Raw genomic sequence first — 11,781 nt, 5'->3', positions numbered from 1 at the left:
TGGGGGCGGGGGGCGGTTGCGGGGCCGGGTCGGGCCCGGGGGCTGGCCCGGCGGGGCCCCCGCTTTGGAACGGGGGCGGCCCACGACGGGTTCACGTGCGGGGCGGCGGCGGTGGCGCCCCGCACGTGGGGAGGCCGGTCAGTACCAGCCGGTCGCCTGCGAGTGGCCCCAGGCCCCGCACGGGGTGCCGTAGGAGCCGGCGATGTAGTTCAGGCCCCACGCGATCTGGGTCCTCGCGCTGGTGCGCCAGTCCGAGCCCGCGGAGGCAAGCTTCGAGGCCGGGAGCGACTGCGGGATGCCGTAGGCGCCGCTCGACGCGTTGGTCGCCGTGACGCTCCAGCCCGACTCGCGGTTCCAGAGGTTCACGAGGCACTGGTACTGGTCGCTGCCCCAGCCGCGGGCTGCGACCATCGAGGCGGCGATCGCCTTGGCGCCCGAGGGCCCGGCGGGCTTCGGGTCGGCCTTGGTGCCCTTGACGAGGATGCGGTCGACCGCCGAGTCGGTGGTCTTGACCGTGGCCCGCTTCACGACCTTGCCGTCGATCGTCGTGACGCGCTGGACCGTGGTCCTGACGCCGTTCTTGCCGGCGCGCTGGACCTTGGTGCCCGACGACGCGAGGCGGCTCGAGTCCTTCTTGACGATCGTGTGGGCCGCGGAGGCCTTCTTGCTGGTCTTCGTGGTGACGGCGACCTTGCGCACGGTGACCGTCGCGACGAAGCCGTACTTCTTCTGGGCCTTCGTCGGCGGCGTGAGGACGATCTTGTCGTCCTTGTCGGCCGCGACGTGCTGCGCGGCCAGGACCTTGCCGACCGTGGCGGCGGAGGTCGCGGTGGTCCGCACCTTCCACGACGGTGCGACGACGTGCACCGCACCGGCGGGCAGCGCGGTCGAGGTCGTGGCGTTCTTGGTCTTGGCGATCGGCGTCCCGGTCAGCGGGGTGCGGCCGTTCGTGAGGTCACGGGTCGCGGCGTGGGTGCCGCGGTCGAGCGTGGCCGTGGAGGACGAGCTGGGCGACGCGGCGGCGGCGTCGGCGGGGGTCCCGCCGAGGCTGGAGGCCTGGGCGACCGCGATGCCGCCGACGACGGCGAGGCCGCCGATCGTGGCTCCGGCGACGACGAGGCGGCGACGGAGGCGGTTCTTCCGCTCGGCGTGGTGACGCTCGGTGCGGGTGTCGAGGGGGCTGGTGGGCTCGGAGTGCGGGCGAGGAGAAGTCATGAGGTCCTTGCTGGTGCCATCCGGGCACGACGGGCGGTGGGCGTGCAAGCGCTCCCAGCCACGTACCCCGGCGGCGCGCCCGGGCACGGATCGGGCGACGCTCTGAGCGTCGCCCGCTGGCTCCGTCCGCCGATCCGGCGGTTCGAGTGCATGACGCTAGGCCGCGCGCGAGGAGGCTCCAAACGGCGGCTGCGAGGTCTGCAGGCCTCTGTCCGAATCACCCGGATCGATCGAGCAGATCTTCACTGCCCGAGCACACGCCGTCCCGGGGTCGGTCCCAACTGGGACGCCCGTCCAACTGGACGATCGACCTGGACGGGTGACCCACATCGGCGTGGGTCCCGGTCCGTCAGTACCAGCCGGTCGACTGCGAGTGCCCCCACGCACCGCACGGCGTGCCGTAGCGGCCCGCGATGTAGCTCAGGCCCCACGCGATCTGGGTCTTGGCGTTGGTCCGCCAGTCCGACCCGGCGCTCGCCATCTTGGAGCCCGGCAGCGCCTGCGGGATGCCGTACGCGCCGCTCGGGTTCGCGGCGTTCACGCGCCAGCCGGACTCCCGGTTCCACAGCGAGACGAGGCAGGAGAACTGGGACGAGTCCCAGCCGCGGTCCGCGACCATCGCCTTGGCGATCGCCTGGGCCGACCCGGGCGAGACCACGACGGTCGCCGGGTCCGGCACGTCCATCGTCCCGACGAGGACCACCTCGTCGACCGGCTCGGCGGTGACGTTCTCGCTCACGAGCGTCCGCGAGACCTCGACGCCGCCCTTCGTCGCCACCTTGTAGGTGCGCTCGATCTGGCCGACCCGGCCCGTGGTCTTGACGACCTTCTGGCCCTTGGGGAGGGAGCCGTCCTTGATCTCCTTCGAGTCGAACGCGACGACCTGCGTGACGTGCGACGTCGACGACTTCCCGCGGTTCACGACGACGACCATGCCGTCCACGGCCGCCGCGCCCGCGGGCGCCGACGTCGTGTCCCTGGACCCCAGGTCCACGCCCGCGGCGGAGAGCACCTCCCCGACGGTCGCCGCCGCCGTCGTCACCGGGACGTCCTGCCCGTCGACGAGCACGTGCACCGACTTGGTGGTGGACAGGCGGAGCGGGTCGCGGCCCAGCGGCTGCGCCCGGGACGCCGCGGACACCGCGCCGTCGCTGCGCTCCCCCAGCGCGTCGAGCAGCTCCCCGACGGTCGACGCCGTCGTGGTGACCGTCTTGGTCTCGCCGTTGAGCTCGAGCTCGACCTGGCGGCTCGTCCGCACGACGATCTGGTCCACGCCCCGCGCGGGCGCCGAGAGCGCCGGCTCGACGACGTCCCCCGCCTTGACCGGGACGTGCTGCTGCTTGAGCACGTCCCCCACGGTCCAGCCGTACGCGTCGACGCTGCGGGTGCTGCCGTCGACGTCGAGGTCGAGGTGCCGGTGGTAGACGGTGAACGCGCCCGTGGTCCCGACGACGGCCGCCAGGACCGCCGCCTGGGCGCCCCAGCGCATGGGCCGGCTCGTGAGGTGCGTCCGCTCGCGGGTCTTCGTGCGCTGCGCCTGCGTGTCGGCGCGGAAGAGCGCGGGGTGCGTCACGGTCAGGTGGGTCTCGACGTCGGCAGGACCGTCCTCGGCGGGCCCCGCCTCGCGCACCGGCGGAGGGGGCGGCGTGCCGGCCGCGACCTCGGCCGGGAGCGCGACCCGGGTGGCGACGGTCGACTCGACGACCGGCGCCCACGCGCGGAGCGCGGCAGCAGCCGTCGAGGCGCCGGGCACCGACGGCACGGGCCCCGAGGGCGTCGGCACGGGCGGCACGGGGCCCGCCAGGCTCGAAGGCGCCACGATCGGCACGGGGCCGGACGGCGTCTGCACCATGCCGGGCGGCGGCGGCACCGGCGGCGTGAGCCCGCCCGGCAGCCCGTCCCGCTCGGGGGTGGCCGGCGTCGGGAAGGCCCGGCGCGTCCACGCGCTCGCGAGCCGGGGGACGTCGACGTCGCGGCCGCCGCGACGCGCGGGACCGTCGGCGCGGTGCGACCGGGACGGGTGCGTCCACGCCGGGCTGGGGAGCGGCGACGGGGCCGGGCGGGTCGTGCCGGCGCGCGTGGCCGCGCTGCGGCTGGTCGCGACGTCGCGGGCGCGGGTCGGCGGCCCGGCATGGAAGGACGCGGCCGTCCGTCCGCCCTCGCCGCCGCCGACCGGGGCGAAGTTGAGCTCGCGCCGCAAGACCGCCTCCGGGGCGGGGTGGTTCGCGGCCTGCTCGCGGCTCAGCGCCCGTGCCCGCTCCTCGCGCTCCCGCGCCTCACGCAGCTCGCGGCGCGTCGGATAGACCCGGGCGGCGGGCATCTCGTCGATCACGCGTGATCCGATCGTCGGCGGGACAGGGGCATCAGAGGCAACACGGGCACAGCCACCGGCAACGGTCGGCGCCGGTCGTTGGAGACGAAGATAACGGACGGGTCACGGTATGCGTCAATCCTCCGGCCTCCGCGACCCGCCCACGGCGTCACCACGTGCCGTACACCGCGGCGGTGTTCCGCCCGACGGCGGCGCAGAAGTCCGCGAGCCCCACGCCCTGCACCTCGGCCGCGCGGCGGACGGTGTGCGGGAGCAGGTAGGGCGCGTTCGGGCGCCCGCGGAACGGGTGCGGCGTGAGGTACGGGGCGTCCGTCTCGACCAGGACGCGGTCGAGCGGCGTCACCGCGAGCGCCGCGCGCAGCGCGTCGTTCGCACCGAACGTCAGCGGGCCCGCGAACGACAGGTACCAGCCGTGCCGGGCCGCGAGCCGGGCCAGCCCGGCGTCGCCCGAGAAGCAGTGGAAGACCGTGCGGTCCGGCGCGCCGTCCGCCAGCAGCACCTCGACGACCTCCGCGTGCGCGTCCCGGTCGTGGATCTGCACCGGCAGGTCGAGCTCCTTGGCGAGCGCGAGGTGCGCCCGGAACGACTCCCGCTGGGCGAGCGCCCCCGCGGGGCCGGTCCGGAACAGGTCCATGCCCGTCTCACCGATCGCCCGGATGCGCGGGTTGGCCCGCGCGACCTCCGCGACGCGCGCGACCGCGTCGTCGAGCCCGACGGCGTGCCGCGGCTGGGGGTCCGGCTCGAGCCCGTCCGGGCCGACCTCGCGGACGCCCGCGTGCAGGACCGCCTCGTTCGGGTGGATCGCCACCGCGCCGACGAGCGCGTCGTGCTCGCGCACCAGGGCGTCCGTCCACGCCACGGCGTCGAGGTCGCAGCCGACCGTCACCATCCGCGGCACGCCCGCCGCCGCAGCCCGGGCGAGGTGCTCGGCGACCGTCGGGACGTGCACGGGGTCAGCACCGCCGTCGGGCCCCTCGGGGTACCAGGTGCCGCCCGGCACGACCCCGCCCAGCACGTGGTGGATCGAGTCCAGGTGCGTGTGGTTGTCCACCACCGGCACCGGCAGCGGCTCCGGGTCGGGCGGCCAGGCGTGGCGCTCCCGGCGACGACGCTGCCGCTGCTCGCTCGACGGCGTCACCTCAGGCCTTTTCGCGCAGCCGCTCGAGCTCCTCGTCGACGATCGAGTCGTCGAGCTTCGTGAAGATCGGCGTCGGCTTCGCGACCGGCGTCCCCGGCACGACGGCGCGCGGCTCCCACGTGAGCAGGTCCCCGCCCGTGTAGTCGCCCGTGATGACCGGGTAGTGGCGCGAGTCGTCGTCGAGGTCCGTGACCTCGTCGATCCGCGGCAGCGGCGTCACCGAGCCCGACCCGCCGAACGTCTCGTGGACCTGCTGCGCCGAGTGCGGCAGGAACGGCGCCAGCAGCGTGTTGCAGTCGCTCACCGCCTGCGTGACCGTGTGCAGCACCGTCGCCAGCCGGTCCGGGTCGGACTTCAGCTTCCACGGCTCCGTGTCCGACACGTACTTGTTGACGTCGCCGACGACGCGCATCGCCTCGCCGATCGCCGCACGCTGGCGGTGCGTCTCGAGCAGGTTGCCGACCGTCCCGAACGCCGACGTCGTGGTCGCCAGCAGCGCCTCGTCGACCGGCTGACGCTGTCCCGGCGTCGGGATCGCCCCGAAGTTCTTGTGCACCAGGTTCGCCGTGCGGTTCACGAGGTTGCCCCAGCCCGCGACGAGCTCGTCGTTGGTGCGGCGCTGGAAGTCCGCCCACGTGAAGTCGACGTCCTGGCTCTCCGGCCCGGCCGCCGCCACGTAGTACCGGAACGCGTCCGTCTGGTAGCGCGCCAGCATGTCGCGCACGTAGATCACGACACCGCGCGACGAGGAGAACTTCTGGCCCTCCACGTTGAGGAACTCGCTCGACACGACCTCCGTCGGCAGGTTCAGCGCCCCGTACGGACCGGGCTCGCCGCCCTTCGCGCCCTTGCCCGCGTAGGCCAGCAGCTCCGCCGGCCAGATCTGCGAGTGGAACGTGATGTTGTCCTTGCCCATGAAGTAGTTCGACACCGTCGCCGGGTCGTTCCACCAGGCCCGCCACGCCTCGGGGTCGCCGGAGCGGCGCGCCCACTCGATCGACGCCGACAGGTAGCCGATCACCGCGTCGAACCACACGTACAGGCGCTTGGCCGGGTTGTCCTCCCAGCCCTCCAGCGGCACCGGGATGCCCCAGTCGATGTCGCGCGTCATCGCCCGCGGACGGACGTCGTCGAGCAGGTTCAGGGAGAACTTCAGGACGTTCGGGCGCCAGGCGGTGCGGGTGCGCAGCCACGCGTCCAGCGCGTCCACCAGCGCCGGGAGGTCCAGGAAGAAGTGGTTCGACTCCACGAACTTCGGAGTCTCGCCGTTGATCCGGCTCACCGGGTTGATCAGGTCGATCGGGTCGAGCTGGTTGCCGCAGTTGTCGCACTGGTCCCCGCGCGCGCCGTCGTACCCGCAGATCGGGCAGGTGCCCTCGATGAAGCGGTCCGGGAGCGTGCGGCCCGTCGACGGCGAGATCGCGCCCATCGACGTCTGCTCGACCATGTAGCCGTTCTTGTGGACCGTGCGGAACATCTCCTGCACGACCGCGTAGTGGTTGCGCGTCGTCGTGCGCGTGAAGAGGTCGTACGACAGGCCCAGCTGCGCGAGGTCCTCGACGATGACCCGGTTGTAGCGGTCCGCCAGCTGCTGCGGCGTCACGCCCTCCTGCTCCGCCTGCACCAGGATCGGCGTCCCGTGCTCGTCCGTGCCCGACACCATGAGCACGTCGTGACCCGCCATCCGCATGTGCCGGGAGTAGACGTCCGACGGGACACCGAAGCCGGCGACGTGACCGATGTGGCGCGGGCCGTTCGCGTACGGCCACGCCACGGCCGAGAGGATGTGGGTCATGGGCACATCCTAGGTGGGGCATCGTCAGCGGCACCGCAGCGTCCCATGACTCGGGCGCGCGGTTCGGGGGTGTGGCGCGCGGTCTTCCATCCGGCCGCTCGTCCCTCGTGGCCTCCCGCCAGTCCCACCACGACCGCGCGCCACACCCCCGACCCACCCGCGCGTTCGTCTCACCTCCACAGCCGGTCGCGTCCCCGCGGCCCTGTTCGCCGACGACGGCGCGTGGCCAGGTCGGACGGGTGAGGTTGCGGGCGGAGCGGGTGAGTTCGGGCAGGTGGTGAAGGACGTCAAGGAGCCGGAAGGCCCCCAGGGCCTGGAGGCGACGCAGTCCGAACCACCTGCCCGAACCCACCCGTGAACCCCACACAAGCGCCCGAGGTGACCGTCAACCGGCGTTCGGGACCACCACGCGGAGGAGGCGGTCGTCGTCGGACGACGGCGTGCCCCGCCCGTCCGTGTTGCTCGTGAGGACGAGCAGGGTGTCGGTCGAGGCCGTGTCCTTGACGGTGGGGTCGAGCATCACCGTGCGCAGGCGGCCGTAGGTGCCGTGGAGGAGTCGCTGCGGCGTGGCGACGGTCGCGCGCGCCGACGTCGGCGAGCCCTTCGCCGCGGGCTCGAGCGGGACGCGCCACAGCGCCGCGCCGGGCGAGCCGCCGAGCCCACCGAGGGCCGCGACGTAGATCGCCGCGTCCGACACGGCGAGGCCCGACGGGCTCGCCTCGTCGGTCCGCCACGTCACGAGCGGGTCCATGTAGTCGGCGGGCGGGTTCGACGGGTCGGAGCCGGCGCCCGCGGACTGCTTGCCCTCGATGTTCGGCCACCCGTAGTTCTTGCCGGGGACGATCTGGTTGAGCTCGTCCCAGGTGTCCTGGCCGAACTCGCTCGCGAACATCCGCCTGGTCGCGTCCCAGCCGAGGCCCTGCACGTTACGGTGCCCGAGCGTCCACACGCGGGTGCCGGAGGGGTTGTCGGGCGCGGCCTTGCCGTCCTGCGTGACGCGCAGGATCTTCCCGCCGAGGGAGTCGGGGTTCTGGGCGTTCTGCCCGTCCGTCGCGTCGCCCGTCGTCACGTACAGGTCCCCGTCGGGCCCGAACGCGAGCCGCCCTCCGTTGTGAAACTGTGCGGATGGGATGCCCGTCACGATCGGCGTGAGCTCCGCCAGGCTGGGCGACGACCCGAGCGTGAGCTTCGCCCGCACCACCTCGTTGCCCTGCGCCGTCGTGCGGTAGAGGAACACGCGGCCGTCCGACGCGAACGACGGCGACACCGCGACGCCCAGCAGCCCGCTCTCCTGGCGGTGCACGGTGGTCGAGCGCAGCTCCTCGGACCCTGCGCCCCCGACCTCGGTCTGCCCACCCGAGGCCAGGTCCACCACGACGACGTGCGCGGCGTCCCGCTCGGTGACCAGCACCTTCCCGCCGGGCAGCGCCGCGAGCCCCCACGGCGTGTCCAGATGCGTCGCGAGCACGGTCACCTTCGGGTTCCCGGCTTCTGGCGGCAGCGTGGGGTTCCCCGACGACGACGTCCCTCCCGTCCCCGACGACGTCGCCGGGGAGGTGGGCGAGCCGGCGGTGGTGGCGGGCGTCGTCGGCGGCGACACCGAGGACGGCGACGGCGCGGGCGACGAGCCCGTGCAGGCTGCGAGCGCGAGTGCCGCCGCGGCGCCGGCGACGGCGAGCCGCAGCGCGCGCGGGGACGCGGCGTGAGTCATACCTCATCGTCCGACGCGGGGTAGCACAGCGCGACCGCCCGTGACACGGTGAAGGCATGTCCGACTCCCCCGTACCCCAGATCAGGCTCAACAACGGCGTCGAGATCCCGCAGCTCGGGTTCGGCGTGTTCCAGATCCCGCCCGCCGACACCAAGGCCGCGGTGCTGAGCGCGCTGGAGGTCGGCTACCGCCATATCGACACGGCCGAGATGTACGGCAACGAGCGAGAGGTCGGCGAGGCGATCCGCGAGTTCGGGATCGACCGCGACGACGTCTTCGTCACCAGCAAGCTCAACAACGGCTTCCACGCGCACGACGCGGCGCTCACGGCGTTCGACGGCACCCTCGAGGCCCTCGGTCTCGACCGCGTCGACCTGTTCCTCATCCACTGGCCCCTCGCGATGCTGAGCGACTACGTCGAGACGTGGAAGGCGCTCGAGGAGGTCTACCGGTCTGGCCGGGCGCGTGCGATCGGGGTCTCGAACTTCCAGCCGCACCACCTGCGCCGGATCCACACGGAGGCGACGGTGGTGCCCGCGGTCAACCAGATCGAGGTCCACCCGTACCTCACCCAGGACGAGGTCCGCGCGTTCGACGCCGAGCACGACATCGCGACCGAGGCGTGGTCGCCCATCGCCCAGGGCAAGGTGCTCGGCGACCCGGTGATCGTGCAGATCGCCAAGGACAACGGCCGTACCCCCGCACAGGTGGTGCTCCGCTGGCACCTGCAGCGCGGCGACATCGTGTTCCCGAAGTCCGTGACCCGGGCGCGGGTCGAGGAGAACTTCGCGCTGTTCGACTTCGAGCTGTCGGGCGAGGACATGGCGTCCATCTCCGCGCTCGACCGGGGCGAGCGCACGGGCGCCGATCCCGACACGTTCGACTACGTCCCGAAGTCGTGACCCCTCCGTCCGACGACGCACGCGCCGGCTCGCTGCCGGCGCTCTCCGCGCCGCTCGTCCCGCTGAACAGCGGGACGAGCGTCCCGCAGCTCGGCTTCGGCACGTACAAGATGCCGCCCGCGGACACGGCGCGCCTCGTGCTCACGGCCCTCGAGCTCGGCTACCGCCACGTGGACACGGCCGAGATGTACGGCAACGAGAGGGAGGTCGGCGAGGCGGTCCGCGCGTCGGGGCTCGCCCGGGACGACGTGTTCGTGACGAGCAAGCTCGACAACCCCCACCACACGCCCGACCAGGCCCGCGCGGCGTTCGACCGCTCCCTCGACGACCTCGGGCTCGACCACGTCGACCTGTTCCTCATCCACTGGCCGCTGCCGACCGTGACCGACTACGTCGCCCGGTGGCGGGTCCTCGAGGAGGCGTACGCCGACGGGCGGGCCCGGGCGATCGGGGTGTCGAACTTCCAGGTCGCGCACCTGCAGCGCCTGCTCGACGAGGCCGACGTGGTCCCGGCGGTCAACCAGGTCGAGGTCCAGCCGTACCTCGCGCAGCACGAGCTCCGCGCGTTCCACGCCGAGCACGGCATCGTCACGGAGGCCTGGTCCCCGCTCGCGCGCGGCAAGGTCCTCGACGACCCCGTCGTCGGACGCGTCGCCGCCCGGCAGGCGCGCACGCCCGCCCAGGTCGTGCTGCGGTGGCACCTGCAGCGCGGCGACGTCGTGATCCCCAAGGCGTCGAGCCGCGCCCGGATCGCCGAGAACGGGAACCTCTTCGGCTTCGTCCTGTCCGACGACGACATGGCCGCGATCGACGGCCTCGACCGCGGCGAGCGCACCGGCAGCGCCGACCCGGACACGTTCGACGGCGTCCGGGGCTGAGGGCGCGATCCCGGGCCGGCGCGGCTCGCGCGGTCGAAGCGTCAGACGATCGGCGTGGTGACCGCCTCCCGCAGCCGCGGGACCAGCGCGTCGCCGACCCGCGCCGCCTCCTGCCGGTACGGGGTGTCCGACAGCACGAAGTGCGTGACGCCCAGGGCGGCGTAGCGGCGCAGGGCGGCCGCGACGTCGTCGGCGGACCCGACGAGCCACGTGCTCCCCGCGCCGGCGCCCCCGTACCGGCCGGGCGCGGTGTAGAGGCAGTCGTCGAGGACGTCACCGCGTGCGGCGAGGTCGAGCAGCCGCCGCTGCCCGACGGCGGTCTCCCGTCGGAACGCGGGGGTCGTCGCCTCCCCCGCACGCTCCGCGAGGGCGGCGACCTTGGCCTCGGCGTCGCGCCACGCCTCCTCGGCGGTGTCGCGCACGAGCGTCGTCACGCGCAGCCCGAACTCGAGCGGCGGGAGGTCGCGGTCGAGCGTCCCCGACAGCCCGCGCAGGCGCGAGATCCGGGCCTCGATGCCGTCGAGCGGCTCGCCCCAGAACAGCTGGACGTCCGCCTCGGTGGCGGCAACCCGCTCCGCGGCCGGCGAGGCGCCCCCGAAGTAGAGGCGCGGCGCTCCACCCGGGAGCCGGGGCACGACGGTCGAGTCCGCGACGCGGAAGTGGTCGCCGGCGAACGTCACGCGCTCCTCGGTCCACAGGCGTCGGACGAGCCGCATGAACTCCTGGGTCCGCGCGTAGCGCTGCGCCTGGTCGCCCTCCACGTCGCCGTACGCGGCGAGGTCGTCCTGCCCGCTGACGACGTTGACGAGCAGGCGGCCGTGGCTCAGGTGCTGCAACGTCGCGGCCGCGCTCGCGAAGTGGGCCGGCTGCCAGTAGCCCGGCCGGATCGCGACGAGCGGGCGGAACGTCGTCGTCAGCGCCGCGACCGCCGTCGCGACCGTGAACGTGTCCGGCCGGCCCCAGCCCGTCCCGAGCAGCGCGCCCGACCAGCCGTGCGCCTCCGCGGTCCGAGCCAGGTCGACGGTGCCGTCGAGCGTCCCGTCGGCGCCGAGGTCGCCGCGGTGGCCCGGCTCGACCTCGTTGGGCACGTACCAGAGAAGCTCGGGGCCGGCGTCGCGGCCTCCCGCTGCGGTGACCATGCCGCACCGTAGGCGCGACGCGCGCCGCCACGCACCGGGCGGTCCACCGTGCGGGCCGACGTTTCGCCGCGTGCCGTCCGGCGCGCCGTCGCGCGGCGCCGGCGCACCGGACGCATCCTGAAGATGACCTGGGAGTCCCGACGAGGGACCTCACCGAGAGGGAGGCATCGCCATGAGCCCGAGGATCGTCAGCTTCGTCGTCGCAGCGGTCGCCTACGGCGTCCTGCTCATCGTCGCCAACATCGTGCTGTCAGGGATGAAGATCGGCTGGCTGTGGGGCATCGTCGCGGTCGCCCTCTTCACGGTCCTGATCGCGATCGTCCGGCCGCTGCTCACCAAGTTCCTCACGAAGCACGTCCACGAGTACACGTGGGTGATCGGCCTCGCGACCGTGCTGGTCTCGCTGATCCTGACCGTGATCCTGTCCCCGGAGTCCGGGTTCTCGATCCACGGGTTCTGGACGTGGGTGTGGGCCACGCTCATCGTGTGGGTAGGCACCCTGGTCTACGACCTCGTCGACGACCGCCTCGTCGCCGTGGCCCAGAAGCAGGTCGACGCGCGCAAGGCGAAGGGGTCGGGCACGACGTCGGGTGCCGCGCCGGCCTGACGCATCGAACTGACGCAGATCGTCGCTCGGAGCGGCTCAGGACGACGATCCGCGTCGGCTCGGT

The 11,781-nt window shown here is 73.5% G+C and carries 9 protein-coding genes; 3 read left to right on the top strand and 6 right to left on the bottom strand.

From position 1 onward, the window contains the following. Positions 1-138: 138 nt before the first annotated feature. The 5 genes from ACLQ14_RS08275 to ACLQ14_RS08255 form a co-directional block, all read right to left on the bottom strand. Entirely contained in the window at positions 139-1,215 is a 1,077-nt protein-coding gene (locus tag ACLQ14_RS08275) for a G5 domain-containing protein (protein ID WP_425811819.1), read from the bottom strand. Positions 1,216-1,564: 349 nt separating this feature from the next. After that, positions 1,565-3,547, bottom strand: coding sequence for a ubiquitin-like domain-containing protein (locus ACLQ14_RS08270; RefSeq protein WP_425811817.1), 1,983 nt, complete (start codon positions 3,545-3,547; stop codon positions 1,565-1,567). Between the two features lie 148 nt (positions 3,548-3,695). Beyond that, positions 3,696-4,685, bottom strand: a complete 990-nt coding sequence (locus tag ACLQ14_RS08265) for a TatD family hydrolase (RefSeq protein WP_425811815.1) — start codon at positions 4,683-4,685, stop codon at positions 3,696-3,698. Between the two features lies 1 nt (position 4,686). Continuing rightward, positions 4,687-6,480, bottom strand: coding sequence for a methionine--tRNA ligase (gene metG, locus ACLQ14_RS08260; RefSeq protein ID WP_425811813.1), 1,794 nt, complete (start codon positions 6,478-6,480; stop codon positions 4,687-4,689). Positions 6,481-6,865: 385 nt separating this feature from the next. Beyond that, positions 6,866-8,191, bottom strand: coding sequence for a PQQ-dependent sugar dehydrogenase (locus ACLQ14_RS08255; RefSeq protein ID WP_425811811.1), 1,326 nt, complete (start codon positions 8,189-8,191; stop codon positions 6,866-6,868). A 56-nt stretch (positions 8,192-8,247) separates the two neighbouring features. Here ACLQ14_RS08255 and ACLQ14_RS08250 point away from each other — a divergent pair, with 56 nt between their 5' ends. Both ACLQ14_RS08250 and ACLQ14_RS08245 read left to right on the top strand, forming a co-directional pair. Continuing rightward, entirely contained in the window at positions 8,248-9,093 is an 846-nt protein-coding gene (locus ACLQ14_RS08250; RefSeq protein WP_425811809.1) for an aldo/keto reductase, read from the top strand. Next, positions 9,090-9,971, top strand: a complete 882-nt coding sequence (locus ACLQ14_RS08245) for an aldo/keto reductase (RefSeq protein ID WP_425811807.1) — start codon at positions 9,090-9,092, stop codon at positions 9,969-9,971. Before ACLQ14_RS08250 ends, ACLQ14_RS08245 begins: the two co-directional genes overlap by 4 nt. A 41-nt stretch (positions 9,972-10,012) precedes the next feature. On the opposite strand, the gene ACLQ14_RS08240 is transcribed toward ACLQ14_RS08245, so the two are convergent. Then, positions 10,013-11,110, bottom strand: coding sequence for an LLM class flavin-dependent oxidoreductase (locus tag ACLQ14_RS08240; protein WP_425811805.1), 1,098 nt, complete (start codon positions 11,108-11,110; stop codon positions 10,013-10,015). A 172-nt stretch (positions 11,111-11,282) separates the two neighbouring features. Between ACLQ14_RS08240 and ACLQ14_RS08235 the strand changes: the two genes are divergently transcribed. Continuing rightward, complete coding sequence (locus tag ACLQ14_RS08235; RefSeq protein ID WP_425811803.1) at positions 11,283-11,717, top strand: hypothetical protein; 435 nt, start codon at positions 11,283-11,285, stop codon at positions 11,715-11,717. Positions 11,718-11,781: the final 64 nt, after the last annotated feature.

This window comes from Luteimicrobium sp. DT211 (assembly GCF_049844995.1).
Lineage (GTDB): Bacteria > Actinomycetota > Actinomycetes > Actinomycetales > Cellulomonadaceae > Luteimicrobium.
Note: the sequence above shows the minus strand (reverse complement) of the source record. Positions and strands in the feature narration are given on the sequence as shown.

Bases quoted from the DNA above. Each gene is read 5' to 3' on its own strand.
- ACLQ14_RS08255 (WP_425811811.1), bottom strand. From the start codon at position 8,191: ATGACTCACGCCGCGTCCCCGCGCGCGCTGCGGCTCGCCGTCGCCGGC.
- ACLQ14_RS08275 (WP_425811819.1), bottom strand. From the start codon at position 1,215: ATGACTTCTCCTCGCCCGCACTCCGAGCCCACCAGCCCCCTCGACACC.
- metG (WP_425811813.1), bottom strand. From the start codon at position 6,480: ATGACCCACATCCTCTCGGCCGTGGCGTGGCCGTACGCGAACGGCCCG.
- ACLQ14_RS08250 (WP_425811809.1), top strand. From the start codon at position 8,248: ATGTCCGACTCCCCCGTACCCCAGATCAGGCTCAACAACGGCGTCGAG.
- ACLQ14_RS08235 (WP_425811803.1), top strand. From the start codon at position 11,283: ATGAGCCCGAGGATCGTCAGCTTCGTCGTCGCAGCGGTCGCCTACGGC.
- ACLQ14_RS08240 (WP_425811805.1), bottom strand. From the start codon at position 11,110: ATGGTCACCGCAGCGGGAGGCCGCGACGCCGGCCCCGAGCTTCTCTGG.